This window comes from Arthrobacter sp. zg-Y750, assembly GCF_020907365.1.
Classification (GTDB): Bacteria; Actinomycetota; Actinomycetes; order Actinomycetales; family Micrococcaceae; genus Arthrobacter_B.
Genome location: NZ_JAJJOC010000016.1, coordinates 104260 through 120229, shown reverse-complemented (window position 1 = coordinate 120229; position 15970 = coordinate 104260). Strand labels below are relative to the sequence as shown.

Sequence of the window (15970 nt, the reverse complement as noted above, 5' to 3'; positions counted from 1 at the left end):
ATTGCGCAAAGCGAACACTTTACTCATCGCAGGTACGACGCGGGACGCAAACGCCAAAAGGAGCGGGCCATGCCTGGATTTACTGCGCCTACAGCCACCGGAATGCGTACATATTTAGGTGTTGACGGAGGAGGAACGAAAACAGCGTTTGTCCTGATTGACGCAACCGGCCGAGTACTGGCCGAAGTGGAGCAGCCAAGCTGCTACTACGTGGACGAAGGCATTGAGCTTGTAGCAACAGTTCTGCGCAAAGGCATAGAAGAAATATCCCTGCAATCAGGCATAGCCCCCGCAGACATCACACAGTCATTTTTCGGGCTCCCGGGTTACGGAGAGGTCAGCGGGGATGTGGCGGAACTCCGTGCCATGCCGGAGGGCATTCTGGGATCGTCCCGCTACTCGTGCGACAACGACATGATTTGCGGATGGTCCGGCTCGCTCGCTGCAGCGGACGGCATCAACGTCATCAGCGGGACCGGTTCCATGACCTACGGCGAGCGCGCAGGCCGTACCTATAGGGCAGGAGGGTGGGGCGAGCTGTTCGGGGACGAAGGATCCGCATATTGGATTGCCGTGCGCGGATTGAACGCCTTTTCACGGATGAGCGACGGGCGGAAGCAGCGAAGCGAGCTCTACGACGTGATGCGGGCACGCATGAATATCTCCAACGACCTGGACCTGGTCGGCATTGTCCAAAACGAGTGGCACGGCCGGCGGATGGCAATCGCGGACCTGTCAAAGACGGTGGTCCAGGCCGCGGAATTGGGCGACGGACTTGCCGCGGAAATCATCCGTGACGCGTGCCGTGAACTTGTGCAGATTGTCGACGTCACCGCTATGAACCTCAGCTATTGCGCAGATGAAGCGGTTCCGCTTTCCTATTCCGGCGGAATGTTCGGTTCCGCTTACATGCGGAACATGTTCAGCGATGCGATCGGATTCCGCGCGTTCCGCTACGAACTTCGCACGCCTCTCCTCGGGCCGGGAATTGGGGCTGCCCTGTATGCCGCACGGACTGCGGGCCAACCGTTGTCCGATCCGGCGCTCGAGAACCTCCAGCAATTGCAACCCACGACCTAAGGACACCACCATGAGGAAAACCCAGTCCTGGATTGTCTACGCTTCGCTCCTGATTCTTTTCTGGGGCGTTTGGGGCGCCTTTTCCGCCTCTCCCACCACGCTCTACGGATATCCGAACGAAATGGTGTACGTGATCTGGTCACTAACCATGATCATTCCGGCGGCGTTTGCCCTCCGCCGGCAGAAATTCGACCGGCGTCCCATGGCGGCTGTATACGGCGTACTTGTGGGGCTGACCGGCGCAGGCGGCCAGCTGCTTCTTTTCGAGGCACTGTCCCGCGGACCGGCATACCTCATCTTTCCGATCATCTCGATCTCCCCGGCCATCACTGTTGTGATGGCGATCGTCTTCCTCCGGGAGAGACTCACCAAGATTGCAGTACTCGGGCTGGTGGCCGTCCTTGCCGCACTGGTCCTCTTCAGCATCTCCAGCGGAGATGACGATGCCAGTGCAGGGACCTGGCTGCTCCTTTCAATCCTGATTTGCGTAGCTTGGGGCGTGCAGGCGTTCTTTATGCGCAAAGCGGCAACCATCGGCGTGAATGACGCGACCACCTTCGCCTGGATGGCGATCACCGGCCTGCTGCTCGCACCTGTTGCACTCATAGCCGGCGGCGGAATCCCGCTTGATGCCCCGTGGCAGGCACCGGCCCTGACCGCCGCAACCCAGCTGCTCAATGCCGTAGGTGCCCTGTTCCTCGTGATGGCGCTCAGCCGGGGGAAGGCGTCCATCGTTTCACCGGTCACGAATGCGCTCGCGCCGGCACTGACCATTGTTGTATCCCTTGCGGTGTACCAGACGCTGCCTTCCACCTACGGGCTGATTGCCATTGTCCTTGCCTTGGTGGGATCAACCCTTATGGTCTACAGCGACGAGCGCCGCGGCGAGGCCCTCAGCGAGGCCGTCCTGGCAGACGACGCCGAACGCCGGACACCCCTGTCCACGTAATCGCGGCCGTTGACCGTGTCCGGGGACGGGTTTCACACTAAGAGCAGCATATGCGAGGTCCGTCCCCGAGCAGAGGTGCTTCCCATGGACAAGAACTTCCTGAACTATCCCGACTGGCAGGCCACCGCGGATACCCTGCACCTGTTCCTGCAGATGGCCGGCAAGGTGAAAGTGGAACGAAGCTGTCCGGAACCGGAGTGGGCGCACGTACGGATGCCGCTGACGGTGCAGGGTATCGGCACCGGCGTGATCCCCGGTCCGGACACCAACTTCGAGATCTATTTCAACCTGCGTGAGCACCACGTCGATGTGCAGAACACGAATTACATCCGCACGCGGCTGGACCTGACCGACGGGCTCAGCGTGGCCGGCTTCTACCAGCAGCTAATGGATGCCCTTGAGTTCATCGAAGCTCCCACGCCCATCAACACGGAGCCGCAGGAATTCTATGATCCAGTGCCTTTTGATGCCGACACCAAGCATCACAGCTACGACAGGCATGCCGTGGAACTGTTCCTGGACAACCTGCACTTCGCCCAGCGGAGCCTGTCACAGTTCCTGGCACCGGTGCGCGGCAAGGTGCATCTGCCGGCGTACTGGTTCGGCACCATGGACATCTCCGGAGCGATTTACAGCGGCCAGTCCGCTCCCTATCCGGGCAAGGGAGCCATTGCCGCAAACAGCTTCGATGAGCGGTTCTGCGAGTTCGGTTTCTGGCCCGGCGACCCGTCATCCATCGAACCGGCGTTTTACGTGATGCCCTATCCGTTCCTGTCCAACATCGGCAGCTACGGCAGCATGCTGGCGCCGCCCCAGGCAGAGTTCCTCACCAAGTCCAGCGAATTCATCCTCACCCTCAAGGACGCTTTCTCCACCCCCGATCCCCAGCGTGCGGTGGTGGACTTCTGCCGCACCAGCTTCGACATCCTGCAGCGGATGGATCCGTGGAGCGACATTGAGTGGATCACGGAACCGCTGACCTACGCCCCGCAGCACTAGCGCGTAAACGGCCGGAGCGGCTGACGCAGCGCCCCTTCGCGCAGGAGCTTCAGGCGGATCTGGCGGGCTGTTTCCATGTGCGCACGGGCAATCCGGCGTGCCTCATCCACGTCCTGCCGCTCAATGGCCTCGATCAGGGCCGCATGCTCGGCCAGTGCGGTATCCCATCGGGTCTCCACGGACAGCGTGGACTGCGGGGCGTGCACCAGGTGCGTGCTCAGCCGCTCCAGCAGATCCGTCAGGACCGGATTGTGCGCACAAGCCCACACCGCCGCGTGGAATTCCAGATTAGTGGTGATCCGCGTGGTGTCATCAGGCTCCGTCAGCTGCCGGTCGCGTTCCAGCAGGGCCTCCAGCCGCATCAGGTCGGTGAACTGCCGCGCGCGGGCTGCCTGTCCGGCCGCTTCTTCTTCGAGCATGATCCGCATGTCATAGATTTGGATGACCTGCGCCGGATCGATTTCGGGCACCTGCAGCCCTCGTGCCACCCGCTCCAACAGGCGTTCCTGCTGCAGGCGGGAGAGCGCCTCCCGGACCGGAGTCCGGGAGACGCCGAAGCGTTCGGCCAGGGTTACTTCCCGCATGGGCGTACCGGGGCTGTGCACGCCGGAGAGGATCTCACTGCGCAGCGTTGCGAAGATCGCCTCACCGTCAATACGTGCTGATGCTGCTTGGGCCACTGAACGTCCTCGAAGAGATACGGAATATAACCGAAACTGTCGGTCCCAACATTACGCGGTCACACCGGCCCTACGCGGTCACACCGGCCCGGCGCAGTCAGGCCAGCGCGCCGGCCCTGCGGCCGAAGACGCAGCCGGCGGCCAGGCCGGACCCGCCGGGGTAGTTGATGCTGAAGAGTCCGCCCAGCATCTCGCCCGCGGCGAAGAGCCCCGGGATGGCGTTGCCCTCGGTGTCCAGCACCCGACCGGAGGTATCGCCCCGGACCCCGCCGAACGTAAAGGTGATGCCGCAGGTGACACCGAACGCGTAGAACGGTCCGGTTTCCAGCGGATTCGCCCAGTTGCTCTTCACCGGAGCGGTTTGGGCACCCCGGCCATCGAGCACGTTGGGATCGAACTCCACGCTGCGGTCAATGGAGGAGTTGTAGTCCGCGACGGTTTTCTCCAGCGCTTCGGGGCTGATGCCGGTCTTGGCGGCCAGCTCCGCGATGGTGTCCGCGGTTTCCACGGAGACACCGGGCATGTCGTATTCCTCGGTGCGCAGCATCGGGCGCAGCGCGGCGTCGAATATCTGCCAGGCGACGGACCCGGGCTGGCGGAGGATTTCCTTGCCGTACTTGGCGTAGGTGTAGTTGCGGAAGTCTGCACCTTCATCCAGGAACCGCTCGCCGTCGCGGTTCACAATGATGCCCAGGGGGTAGCTCTGCCGGGTGAGCCGGTTGGTCAGCTCACGGTTGCTTTCGTTCTCCGGCGTAAAGGCATCCCATTGCACGCTGTGGCAGGTGTTCCAGTCCCCGCCGCGGCCGGCGCCGGCGTCGAGCGCAGCCAGGATCATGTCGCCGGTGTTGTACGGGGTGCCGCGCACCTTCGCGTTCTCCCACCCTTCGCCCAGGTGTTCCCGGCGCAGCTGCGGATCGGATTCAAAGCCGCCGGCGGTGAGGATTACGGACTCGGCTTCGATCCGGTACTCACCAACGGGTCCGCTAACGACGACGCCGGTGACGCGGCCGCCGTCGACCACAAGGCGGGTCGCGGGGCTGGCGTAACGGATGTCAGTGCCCAGCTCCCGGGCCACCCGGACGTGGTCCGCCATCATGCCTTCGCCGCCGCCCACGTTTCCCACGTGCAGCCCGCCCCAGAACAGGTAGCTGCCGTCCGGACGCTCGTAGGCCTGGCGCTCGTACATCAGCCGGTACTTCAGTCCCAGGCCGTTAAGCCAGCGCAGGGTGGACTGGCTTTCGGCGATCAGGACCTCGGTCAGCTCCGGGTCGTTGCGCCCTTCAGTCACCTTGGCCAGGTCCGAGGCGTAGTTTTCTGCGGTGTAAGGCGGCACCACGGTGGAGGCGTGCCGGTCATCGGGTTCCACCAGTCCGGCCAGGTCCTCCAGCCCGCCGTGGACAATCCGCGTGGCGCCGGCGGTGTAGAAACTGTTGCCGCCGGAAAGTTCCTCGGCACCCTTCTCCAGGAGGATCACCTTTCGTCCGCGTTCGGCTGCGGCGTGTGCGGCGGTAAACCCGGCGTTGCCGCCGCCCACCACCACTACTTCGGTCCTGACGGTCTCCGGAACTTCTGTCATGATGCACTCCTGGTTGCTGTTGCATACAACTGTATACATTCAATCTGCGAACGGTGAAGAGTCTACGCAGATTCCCTACCCGATCCAACGGCGGCGAAATATTGAGGCACATCTTCCTTTTGTTACCGGAGTCGCGTTTGGGACTAGAGTGATGCGGGTCACTTCGGGTATAGCTGTATTGCATTGTGTACAACGCGCCCCACCCCCTCCGACAACGAAGTAATGGAACGGGAAACATGAAAAAGACCATTCGCACCGGGCTTTTCGCCCTGGTCGTAGCCGTGGTCACGGTGCTGGCGTTCGTCAACGCAGCAGCATCCGGCGGCACGGCAACCGCACGCAGCAAACTCACGCTCATCGCTCCGGCCGCCCCCGGAGGCGGCTGGGACGGGTTTGCCCGCGAGGCGCAGCAGGCGCTCCGCAGCAACGGCGTGGTGAACAATCCGCAGGTAGTCAACGTGCCCGGCGCCGGCGGCACCATCGGCCTGAGCCAGTTTGTCCAGACCCCGGGGCGCGAAGACGCGCTGCTGGTCACCGGAGGCGTGATGGTGGGGGCCATCGAACTGGCGGACAATCCAGAGTCCATGGCCGACGTCGTGCCCATCGCCCGCCTCGCGGACGATTACGCCGTGCTGGTGGTCCCGGCCGACTCCGAAATCCAGACCCTGGCCGACTTCCTCGACGCGTGGAAGGCGAACCCGGGCGCCAACTCGATAGGCGGCGGGTCCCTGGGATCCATCGACCACCTGCTCAGCGGACTGCTGGCCCAAAAGAGCGGCATTGATCCCCGGGACGTGAACTATGTGGCGTACTCCGGCGGCGGCGAAGCCCTGACCTCCCTGCTGTCCCACACCACCGTGGCCGGCATGTCCGGCTACAACGAGGTGGCGGACCAGATCGAAGCCGGCACCCTCCGGGCACTGGCCATCTCCTCGGAGGAACGGCTCGACGGCGTTGATGTGCCCACCTTCATGGAGCAGGGAGTGGACGTGTCCATGTCCAACTGGCGCGGCGTCGTCGCAGCCCCCGGCATCTCGGACGAGGCGAAGGCCGAGTTCATCGCCATCATCACCGAAATGCGCGACTCCGAGGAATGGAAGGACACGCTGGAACGCAACAGCTGGACGGACAGCTTTGCCACCGGCGAGGAATTCGAAGCCTTCATCGAAGAAGAAGTTTCCACGGCACAGTCAATCGTGAAGGAGCTGGGACTATGAGCCTCGCCCAGGACAAACCGGCACCCGTGCAGCAGTCCACCAACCGGCGCGGGGGCGCACTGGAAGGCCGCAGCGAACTGATTGTCGTAGCGGTCCTCTACGCCATAGCCGTCTTCCTGGCGGTCGGCACCGCCACCATGAACGTGCAGGGCAGTGCAACACCCGGGCCGCAGTTCTTCCCCATCCTGGTCTGCGTGGCCCTGTTCGCCGTCGCCACCGCCCTGGCGATCTCGATAATCCGCCGTCCCGTCATCCCCGACACCCGGATCCACCCCGGCCGCGGCAACTTCTCCGGCGCCATGCTGGACGACCTTTCCGGCGAACACGAATTCGCCGCCGAACACCCCGCAGCAGGGGAGGGGCAGCGGAACTGGAAAACCTACTCCGACTGGCGCACCGTGGGCCTGGTGGTGGGCGGCGTGGTGGTCTTTACCGCCGCACTGAACATCCTGGGCTGGATCCTCAGCGCCGCGTTCCTGTTCTGGGTGATCTGCTACGCCATGGGCAGCAAGCGCCCCGGCTTTGACGTGGGGGTATCCCTGCTCTTCGCCTCTGCCGTGCAGCTGGCCTTCAGCGCCGGCCTCGGCCTCAACCTGCCCTCCGGCTTCCTGGGAGGGATGCTCTGATGGATCAGCTGGCACTGCTTTTTGAAGGGTTCGCCCACGCGCTGACCCCCGTAAACCTGCTCTGGGTGCTTATCGGCGCGGTGCTGGGCACCGCCGTCGGCGTCCTGCCCGGCCTCGGCTCCGCCATGGCGGTGGCCCTGCTGCTGCCGGTGACCTTCTCACTGGAACCCACCGCGGCGTTCATTATGTTCGCCGGCATCTACTTCGGCGGACTGTTTGGCGATTCCACGGCAGGCATCCTGCTGAACACGCCGGGCAACTCCTCAGCCATTGCCTCCACCTTCGAGGGCCACCGGATGGCTAAGAACGGACACGCCGCCAAGGCGCTGGCCACCGCGGCCATCGGCGCCTTCATCGGCGGCCTGATCGCCACCACCCTGGTGGTGTTCTTCGCCCCCACGCTGGTGAAGCTGGCCACCGTGTTCGGGCCGGCCGAATACTTCGCGCTGGCCGTCTTCGCGTTCCTGGCCATCTCCGCGGTGGTCTCCGAATCCGTGATCCGCGGCGTGGCTGCCCTGGGCATCGGCCTGGCCCTGGCGCTGGTGGGCATCGACGGCCCCAGCGGCACCGCCCGGTTCACCCTCGGCATGCCGCAGCTGTTTGACGGGATCTCTGTCATTGTCATCACCGTGGGCCTGCTCGCGCTGGGTGAAGTCTTCCATGTGGCCTCGCGGATCCACCGCGACCCCGTCGCCACCCGGATCGAGTCCGGCGGCAACGCCCGGATCAACTTCAAGGACTTCCGCAAGGCACTGCCGTCCTGGCTGCGCGGCACCGCGTTCGGAGCCCCCTTCGGGCTGATCCCGGCCGGCGGCGCCGAAGTCCCCACCTTCCTGGCGTACGGCACCGAAAAGCAGCTCGCCAAGCGCCGGAAGGACCCGGAGTTCGGCACCACCGGTTCCATCAAGGGGCTGGCCGCACCGGAAGCGGCATCCAACGCCACCGCGGGTACCGCCATGGGCGCCCTGCTCGCCCTGGGCCTGCCGACGTCGGCCACCGCCGCCATCATGCTGGCCGCCTTCCAGCAGTACGGCATGCAGCCCGGCCCGCTGCTGTTCGAACGCAGCGGGGACCTGGTCTGGGCGCTGCTGGCTTCGCTGTTCATCGGCCTGGTGATGCTGCTGATCATCAACCTGCCGTTCGCCAGCGTGTGGGCCAAGCTGCTGAGCATTCCCCGGCACTACCTCTACGCCGGCATCACCGTGTTTTCGGTGCTGGGCGTCTACGCGGTGAGTTCCTCCCTGATCGACCTCTGGCTGCTCATCGGCATCGGCCTGGTCGGCTTCATGATGCGCCGCTACGGCATTCCGTTGGCACCGTTGCTAATCGCCGTCATCCTGGGTCCGATGGCGGAAACGGAACTGCGGCGCGCCCTGGCTGTATCCGAGGGGGACCTCGGCATCCTGGTGGGCAGTCCCATCACCGTCACGCTCTACCTGGTGCTGGTCGCGGCACTGGTAGTCAGCGCCCTGCAGCACCTGCGCCACCGCCGCAATGACCGTCGGGTTCCCGACGCCGAGCCGGAGCACGAAACGGTGTAGCGCCGGCACGAAAAGACGTCATCCGACCAGCCGGCTTCACCGGACAGGGCCGGCCGCGGAATCCACCCGCGGCCGGCCCTGTTGTGTGACTGGCGTCGCAAGATGGAACAATCACCTATGCGACTCATGGGGAGAAGCGACAAGGGGGTCACTTTGATGGACGCACGCGAGAACCAGGCGCTGGACGCGGTCAAGCTCTACTACGAAGCGGGGCTGTCCCAGAGCGAGGTGGCCGAGCGCCTGGGCCTGTCCAGGCCCACGGTGTCCAAGCTCATCCAGTACGGCAAGGACCGCGGATACGTCAGCATCCGCATCCACGACCCGCGGGAAGCGGAGTCCTCCCTCGCCGCAGAGCTGCGCGAGGTGTTCGGGCTCCGGGACGTCCGCCTCGCCGTCGTGCCCGAAAACGGAACGGACCTGGTGGGCCAGCTCGGGAAGGTGGGCGCCGCCGTGCTGGCCGAAAACGTGAACGACGGCGACACGGTGGGCGTGACTTGGGGGCAGACCATGTATTCGGTGGCCCGGAACCTCAGCCGGCAGGAGCGCAGCGGCGTGGAAATCATCCAGCTCAAGGGCGGGGTGTCCTACACCACCCGGGTGACCAACGACTTTGAAACCATCACGCTCTTCTGCAATGCCTTCGGTGCTTTTGCCCGTACCCTGCCGCTGCCGGTGATTTTCGACAGCGTGGAGGTCAAACGGCTGGTGGAGGCGGAGAAACACATTCAACGCGTCATCGAAATGGGCCGGGATGCCGACGTCGCCGTCTTCACCGTGGGCGCCATCCGCGCCGACGCCATGCTGTTCAACCTGGGCTACCTCAGCGAGACCGAGAAGGCCGGCATCGCAGCCCGCGCCGTTGGGGATATCTGCTCCCGGTTTATCGACGACGACGGCAACGCCTGCGTGCCGCAACTGGACGAGCGGACGGTCGGGATCACGCTGGGGGACCTGCGCGGAATCCGCACCCGGCTGCTGGTGGCCGGGGGAGAGGACAAGGTGGCCGCCATCGAGGCCGCGCTGCGGTCCGGCTACGCCACGCACCTGGTGATCGACGCCGCAACGGCAGGGCAGGTGCTGCGCGCCACCCGGCAACGGGCGGCTTCCTAGCGGACCGTTTCGACGGCTGCACACATGTAAAACAGCAATTTGACATGTGTTCCGAGCCACTTCTACAGTGAGTGAACACCCTCAATGAGGAGGCTCACATGTCGAAGATTTCGCAGCTCATCGATCACACCCTGCTTGCCCCGACGGCAACCGCAACGCAGATCGAAACCCTTGTCCAGGAAGCCGTTGAACACGAGTTCAAGACGGTGTGCGTCAACCCGGCATGGGTTGGCCTGGCCAGCCGCGCCGCCCAAGGCACACCGGTAGGCATCTGCACCGTGGTCGGTTTCCCGCTGGGGGCATCCACCACCGCCGTCAAGGTTTTCGAAACCACCGACGCCATCGCCAACGGCGCGGACGAAGTGGACATGGTCATCAACATCGGCTGGGCACTCGCCGGTGCCTGGGACGACGTCGAAGCGGAGATCCGCGCCGTCGTCGAGGCCGCACGGGGCAAGGCCCTGGTCAAGGTCATCCTGGAAACCTGCCTGCTCGACGCCGAGCAGACCGAGGAAGCATCCCGCTGCAGCGTTGCCGCGGGTGCAGACTTCGTGAAGACTTCCACCGGCTTCTCCAAGCACGGCGCCACCGTGGAAGCGGTCCGCATCATGCGCGAAACGGTTGGCCCGGACCTTGGCGTGAAGGCTTCCGGCGGCGTCCGCACCGCCGAGGACCTGGCCCGCATGGTGGAGGCTGGCGCCACCCGCATCGGTGCTTCCGCCGGCGCAAGCATCCTCGCAGGCAGCACCATCTGATGCTCTTCAAGACCTCCGCCGTCCAGCAGCCGGACGGCTACCTCAGCCGTATCCCGTGGTTCCAGTTCCTGCTCATTTCGCTCTGCTTTCCGATGTGGGGCGCCGCTGCCAGCCTGAACGACATCCTCATTACGCAGTTCAAGTCCGTGTTCACCCTCTCGGACCTGGCCACCGCGTTTGTCCAGTCGGCGTTCTACGGCGGCTACTTCATCATCGCCATTCCGGCCTCACGGATCATCCGCCGTTTCACCTACAAGACCGGCATCCTGATCGGCCTGGGCGTTTACATCCTGGGCTGCGCGGCGTTTTTCCCGGCCTCGCACATGGCCACCTACAGCATGTTCCTGGTGGCGCTGTTCGCCATTGCCATTGGCCTCAGCTTCCTGGAGACGGCCTGCAACACGTACTCCACCCTGCTTGGTCCCAAGCCCACCTCCACATGGCGCCTGAACGTCTCCCAGACCTTCACCCCCATCGGCTCCATCCTGGGCATCCTGCTGGGCAAGTACCTGGTCTTCACCGACGGGGACAAGCTGGAAAGCCAGATGGCCACCATGTCGGCGGACGAGAAGGTTGCCTTCAGCGCGGACATGCTGCAGCGCACCCTGATGCCGTACAAATACATCATCATGATCCTCGTGGTCGTGTTCATTGTGGTGGCCCTGACTAAGTTCCCGCACTGCAAGCCGCTGCGCGACAAGACCCATGAAGCAACCGCGCGGATCGGCGAGACGCTGGCCTACCTGGCCCGGAACAAGGAATTCCTGCGTGGCATCTTCGCCCAGTTCATGTACGTGGGCATGCAGACCGCCGTTTGGTCCTTCACCATCCGGCTGGCCCTGAACCTGGACGATTCGCTCAACGAACGCAGCGCGACCAACTACATGTTCTTCGCCTTCATCGCGTTCTTCCTGGGGAAGGTTGTTGCCAACTTCCTGATTACCCGCTTCGACGTCAATGCGGTCCTGATGGGCTTCGCCGTCCTCGGCAGCCTGGCCCTCGTCTACGTGATCCTGGTTCCGAACATCACCGCCGTCTGGGCCGCCATCCTGGTCTCCGGCCTCTTCGGACCCTGCTGGGCCACCATCTTCGGCCGCACCCTGGACACCATCACGGACAAACGGCACACCGAAACCGGCGGCGCCGTGCTGGTCATGGCCATTGTCGGCGGCGCGGTCATCCCCGTCGTCCAGGGCCTGGCCTCGGACCTGACCGACTCGCTGCAGATCTCCTTCGTGGTCTCCCTGGTCTGCTTCCTGGTGGTCTTTATGCACTTCCGCCACCTGCGCCGCAGCGAAGCCCGCACCGGCGTCGCCGGCACCCCGGAAAGGAATCCCGAGCATGTATCGCATTAACCTGGACCGGAGTTCCTTCTCCGCCGTCAAGGCAACCCTGGTGGAGTCCGCGGAGTTCACGGTCACCGCGTTCCGCTATCCCAGCGGCGTCGAATCCGTCACCGTGGCAAACTCCCGCGGCCGGGTCGAGGTCCTGCCGTTCCTGGGCCAGATGGTCTGGGACGCGGAGTTCGACGGCGTGAGCCTGCGGATGGACTCGCCCTTCCGGCAGCCCTATCCCGCCACGCTCGTCGAGGACACCTACGGCTGCTTCGCTTTCCACTCCGGACTGCTTGCCGCCGGCTGCCCCGCACCCGAAGACACCCACCCGCTGCACGGGGAGTTCCCATGCGCGGAGTTTGACGAAGCGTGGCTGGAAATCACCGGCGATTCCGTGGCCGTCTCCGGACACTACGAATACGTCAAGGGATTTGGTGACCATTACGAGGCCGTTCCCGCTGTCCGGCTGACCGCCGGTTCGGCCATGTTCGACATCGACCTGTCCGTGACCAACCTGTCCGCGGCCCGCACCATGCCGCTGCAGTACATGTGCCACATGAACTACGCCTACTCGGACGGGGCGCGCATGACGCAGTCCCTGCCCGACGGCGCGTTCCGGCTGCGGGAAACCGTCCCGGCACACGTATTCCCGACGCCGGAATGGACGGTCCTGAATGAGGCCATCCGCACCGGGAAGGTTCCCGCCGACGTGGTGGACGCTTCACAGGGCTACGACCCGGAAATCGTGTTCCTCGCGGATAACCTGCCCGGAGGGGATGAGCTGGAATTCCGGCTGGAGCGCACCGACGGCGTCACGTTCTGCACCCGGTTCTCCGGCGCCGAGTTCCCGGTGGCTACCCGCTGGCTGCTGCACAACCCGGACCAGAAAGTGGCCTCGTTTGTCCTGCCCGGCACCTCGCGGCCAGAAGGCTTCCTGGCAGCCAAGGCCGCAGGGACACTAATTGAACTGGCGCCCGGAGCCACCCGCTCCTTCCACGTCAGCACCGGCATCAAAGAGAAGGCATAGCCCCATGGATATTGCAGTAATCGGTTCCAACATGGTGGACCTGGTGTCCTACCTCAGCCGGATGCCGGACGAAGGGGAAACCGTTGAGGCCCGGGACTTCGCCATGGGTTGCGGCGGCAAGGGAGCCAACCAGGCGATGGCCGCCGCCCGCATGGGTTCCTCGGTGCTGATGCTGACCCGGGTGGGCAACGACGCCTTCGCCGAAACCACCCGGCGCAACTTCGAGGCCAACGGGATCGACACCACCTACGTGCTGGACACGGACGCCACCAGCGGCGTCGCGCCCATCTTCGTGGATGACAACTCCCGCAACTCGATTGTCATTGCCAAGGGCGCCAACGCCTTCCTGACGGCGGCGGACATTGAGGACGCCGCCGAGGCCATTGCGCAGTGCAAACTGATGGTGCTGCAGCTGGAAGTGAACCTGGAGACCGTCTACGCAGCCATCGACTTCGGGAACCGGCACGGCATCCCCGTGCTGCTCAACCCGGCACCGGCCAGCCCGGACCTGGACTTCGCCCAGGTAGCCCGGTGCGACTACTTCGTGCCGAATGAAACCGAACTGGCACTGCTCACCGGCATGCCGGTGCAGACGCTGGAAGAAGTGCAGGCTGCAGCGCAGACCATCCTGGACCGCGGGGTGAAGAACGTTATTGTCACCATGGGCTCGCGCGGAGTGCTGTGGCTCTCCGCCGCCGGTTCCACCTTGGTGGAAGGCCGCACCGTGGCCGCGTTGGACACCACGGGGGCAGGGGATGCGTTCATCGGCTGCTTCAGCCACTGCCTGGTGGAAACGGGAGACGTTCCGGGTTCCCTGTCCACAGCGAATGCCTACGCTGCGGATTCGGTCACCCGCCGCGGGACGCAGACTTCCTACGCCACGCGCGAGCAGTTCGAGCAGGGCCTGAAGCAGGGCCGGGCGGACACCGCGGCCTGAGCCGACCCAACAGCTTGGCCGCAGCGGTCCCCCCACCGCAGCGGTCCGGAAGAGGCTGCTGCGGGCCGGAACCGATCCCCTTCGGTGCCGGCCGCGGCAGCCTTTTGCGTAGGGGCTAAGAGCCTCAGGGGCGCCGGACGGTTCGAGAAGGCAAAAATTACCGCCGTGGCCCGCGAAAAGGCAAAATTTACCAATTTCCCGCCCAAAACCCGTAAATCTTGCCTTCTCGTTTGGCCCGGGCGGGGCCGCTGCCGCTCACCGCGACAAGCAGCGGCAGGCCGGGGAGCCGCGGCCACCAGTTCCGCCCTGACCGATGCTGAAGACTAACGGCGCCGAAGAGTAAGGGTGCCGGAGACTAAGGTCGAGGTGTGAACCGCACCGACCGTCTTTACGCCCTTGTCGAGGAACTGCGGGCCGTGGCGCCGCGGCCGAGAAGCGCGCGCTGGCTGGCAGAGAAATTCAGTGTCAGTTCCCGGACCATCGAACGGGACCTCTCGGCGCTGCAGCAAAGCGGGGTGCCCATCTGGGCTGAACCGGGCCGCACCGGAGGCTACTGCCTGGACCCGGTACACACTCTGGCGCCCCTGGGCCTCAACGTGGACGAGGCCCTGGCCGTGATGATTTCACTGGGAATGCTGGCCACCAGTCCGTTCCACGCTGCAGCGACGTCGGCCCTTCGCAAGGTGGTTGCCGTTATGGACGGCGGCACGCTGAGGGAATCTACGGACCTCGCCACCCGGATCCACCTGCTGAACGAGCGTCCCGTCGCCGGCCCGCCCAACAAGGCACCGGAATCGATTGCCGGCGTGCTGCGGACCGGAGAGGTCCTGCAGATTACCTACGTTGACCGCAACGGGACACCCACTGAGCGCGAGGTGGAACCCATGGGATGTGTCGGCAAAGGCAGCCACTGGTACCTGATCGGATGGTGCCGGCTACGCGACGGCCTTCGCGCCTTCCGCGGCGACCGCATCAGCGCAGCGGAGCCCACCGGGGAGCGGCCCCCGCGCCGGATTTTGCGTCCGGAGGACCTGGGCATTGTCTACGGGGAGCTCCGCACGGTGGGCCCGGACGGAAAACAGCCGTAAAAACCGACAGGACGGTGTCGCAAGGGAAGGGGACGCTGGATGCTTCGGGCCGGACGGCCCGGCTGAAAGGAAACCATGGACCTCGCATCAATCCGCATCATCACGCACGACGTCGACCGGCTCACCCGCTTCTACGAGAACGTGACGGGAACCTCCGCTGTCCGGCCGGCACCGGTCTTCGCCGAGCTCCGAACCGCCACAGGCACGCTGGCGATCGCAGGCACGGCCACCGTTGCCATGCTGGGCGGCAGCGCCCCGGTGCCGCGCAGCAACAACACCGCAATCATCGAGTTCCTCGTCACGGACGTGGATTGCCGAGTTCGCCCGGCTCCGGAGCACGCTGGAGGACGTTGTGCTTGAACCGGCCACTATGCCATGGGGGAACAGATCCACGCTGTTTCGCGACCCGGACGGGAATCTCGTCAACCTCTTCTCCCGCCCCACCCGCTAACCGGCGCCGTCGTGATTGCTGTCCCAAAGCCGGCAGGGGATTCGCCGCGCGCAGGGCCATGCTGACATACTGTTGGTAAATCTCAGCAGAAGGTGGATCCCGCATGACCCCCCGCAAACTTTTCCGGACCGTGGCGCTCGCCGAGGCCGTGACCTGGACACTGCTCCTGATCGGCATGTTCGCCAAATACGTCTTGGACTTTGAAGCCCTCACGCCCATCTTCGGCGGCCTGCACGGCTTCGTGTTCCTGTCCTACGGTGTGGTCACCCTGTTTGTCTGGGCTAACCAGAAGTGGCCGGTCCGCACCGGCATCCTCGGCCTGGTGACCACCGTGATTCCGTGGGCCACCATTCCGTTCGAGAAGTCGGTGGACCGGCGCGGCCTGCTGGACGGCGGCTGGCGGATGGCCCCGGGCGGCGAAGAACCCACCAACGCCGTGGACAAGGTGGCAGCCCTGGTGCTGCGCCGCCCGGTAGTGGGCGGCGTCGTCGCCCTGGTGGCAGTAGCCGCGGTCTTCACCGTGCTGCTCTACCTGGGCCCGCCCGTTCCCATGGGCTGATCCAGTCGCACCGCTGCCGTGCCGGGACCTAGGCGTTCATC

17 protein-coding genes are annotated in these 15970 nt (G+C 64.8%); 15 read left to right on the top strand and 2 right to left on the bottom strand.

Translation table 11 applies throughout. The features are described 5' to 3' along the window. Positions 1–69: 69 nt before the first annotated feature. The 3 genes from LOC57_RS11455 to LOC57_RS11445 all read left to right on the top strand — a co-directional run bounded on the left by LOC57_RS11455 (position 70) and on the right by LOC57_RS11445 (position 3028). Positions 70–1080, top strand: coding sequence for an N-acetylglucosamine kinase (locus tag LOC57_RS11455; RefSeq protein ID WP_227914370.1), 1011 nt, complete (start codon positions 70–72; stop codon positions 1078–1080). A 10-nt stretch (positions 1081–1090) separates the two neighbouring features. Continuing rightward, positions 1091–2029: a DMT family transporter gene (locus LOC57_RS11450; RefSeq protein WP_229959785.1), complete on the top strand. Its 939-nt coding sequence runs from the start codon at positions 1091–1093 to the stop codon at positions 2027–2029. Between the two features lie 84 nt (positions 2030–2113). Then, on the top strand, positions 2114–3028 hold the full coding sequence (locus LOC57_RS11445; RefSeq protein ID WP_227914368.1) for a DUF5996 family protein: 915 nt from the start codon (positions 2114–2116) through the stop codon (positions 3026–3028). Here the strand turns inward: LOC57_RS11445 and LOC57_RS16520 are convergent. Both LOC57_RS16520 and tcuA read right to left on the bottom strand, forming a co-directional pair. Beyond that, positions 3025–3708, bottom strand: a complete 684-nt coding sequence (locus LOC57_RS16520; protein ID WP_227914365.1) for a GntR family transcriptional regulator — start codon at positions 3706–3708, stop codon at positions 3025–3027. The two genes, LOC57_RS11445 and LOC57_RS16520, sit on opposite strands and share 4 nt — an antisense overlap. A gap of 97 nt (positions 3709–3805) precedes the next feature. Continuing rightward, positions 3806–5284 carry an FAD-dependent tricarballylate dehydrogenase TcuA gene (gene tcuA / locus LOC57_RS11435; protein WP_229959783.1) on the bottom strand — a complete coding sequence of 493 codons (1479 nt, stop codon included), beginning with the start codon at positions 5282–5284 and terminating at the stop codon, positions 3806–3808. Between the two features lie 236 nt (positions 5285–5520). Here tcuA and LOC57_RS11430 point away from each other — a divergent pair, with 236 nt between their 5' ends. The 12 genes from LOC57_RS11430 to LOC57_RS11380 all read left to right on the top strand — a co-directional run bounded on the left by LOC57_RS11430 (position 5521) and on the right by LOC57_RS11380 (position 15929). Continuing rightward, positions 5521–6501 carry a tripartite tricarboxylate transporter substrate binding protein gene (locus LOC57_RS11430; RefSeq protein ID WP_227914362.1) on the top strand — a complete coding sequence of 327 codons (981 nt, stop codon included), beginning with the start codon at positions 5521–5523 and terminating at the stop codon, positions 6499–6501. Then, positions 6498–7127: a tripartite tricarboxylate transporter TctB family protein gene (locus tag LOC57_RS11425; protein ID WP_227914360.1), complete on the top strand. Its 630-nt coding sequence runs from the start codon at positions 6498–6500 to the stop codon at positions 7125–7127. Before LOC57_RS11430 ends, LOC57_RS11425 begins: the two co-directional genes overlap by 4 nt. After that, positions 7127–8668 carry a tripartite tricarboxylate transporter permease gene (locus tag LOC57_RS11420; RefSeq protein WP_227914358.1) on the top strand — a complete coding sequence of 514 codons (1542 nt, stop codon included), beginning with the start codon at positions 7127–7129 and terminating at the stop codon, positions 8666–8668. Before LOC57_RS11425 ends, LOC57_RS11420 begins: the two co-directional genes overlap by 1 nt. A gap of 156 nt (positions 8669–8824) precedes the next feature. Then, positions 8825–9778, top strand: coding sequence for a sugar-binding transcriptional regulator (locus LOC57_RS11415; protein WP_227914356.1), 954 nt, complete (start codon positions 8825–8827; stop codon positions 9776–9778). A 98-nt stretch (positions 9779–9876) separates the two neighbouring features. Next, complete coding sequence (deoC, locus tag LOC57_RS11410; RefSeq protein WP_227914353.1) at positions 9877–10533, top strand: deoxyribose-phosphate aldolase; 657 nt, start codon at positions 9877–9879, stop codon at positions 10531–10533. Further along, on the top strand, positions 10533–11888 hold the full coding sequence (fucP, locus tag LOC57_RS11405) for an L-fucose:H+ symporter permease (RefSeq protein WP_227926861.1): 1356 nt from the start codon (positions 10533–10535) through the stop codon (positions 11886–11888). Before deoC ends, fucP begins: the two co-directional genes overlap by 1 nt. After that, positions 11875–12894, top strand: a complete 1020-nt coding sequence (locus tag LOC57_RS11400) for an aldose 1-epimerase family protein (RefSeq protein ID WP_229959781.1) — start codon at positions 11875–11877, stop codon at positions 12892–12894. Before fucP ends, LOC57_RS11400 begins: the two co-directional genes overlap by 14 nt. Before the next feature lie 4 nt (positions 12895–12898). After that, positions 12899–13831: a ribokinase gene (gene rbsK / locus LOC57_RS11395; protein WP_227914350.1), complete on the top strand. Its 933-nt coding sequence runs from the start codon at positions 12899–12901 to the stop codon at positions 13829–13831. A gap of 368 nt (positions 13832–14199) precedes the next feature. Beyond that, a complete protein-coding gene (locus LOC57_RS11390; RefSeq protein ID WP_229959779.1) occupies positions 14200–14919 on the top strand; it encodes a helix-turn-helix transcriptional regulator in 720 nt (239 codons plus the stop codon). 75 nt (positions 14920–14994) lie between these two features. Beyond that, positions 14995–15279 (top strand): hypothetical protein, encoded by a 285-nt coding sequence (locus LOC57_RS11385; RefSeq protein WP_229959777.1) that lies wholly within the window; start codon positions 14995–14997, stop codon positions 15277–15279. Continuing rightward, positions 15272–15370, top strand: coding sequence for a VOC family protein (locus LOC57_RS16515; protein ID WP_331460662.1), 99 nt, complete (start codon positions 15272–15274; stop codon positions 15368–15370). Before LOC57_RS11385 ends, LOC57_RS16515 begins: the two co-directional genes overlap by 8 nt. Before the next feature lie 103 nt (positions 15371–15473). Further along, positions 15474–15929: a DUF3817 domain-containing protein gene (locus LOC57_RS11380; protein WP_229959775.1), complete on the top strand. Its 456-nt coding sequence runs from the start codon at positions 15474–15476 to the stop codon at positions 15927–15929. Positions 15930–15970 lie beyond the last annotated feature (41 nt).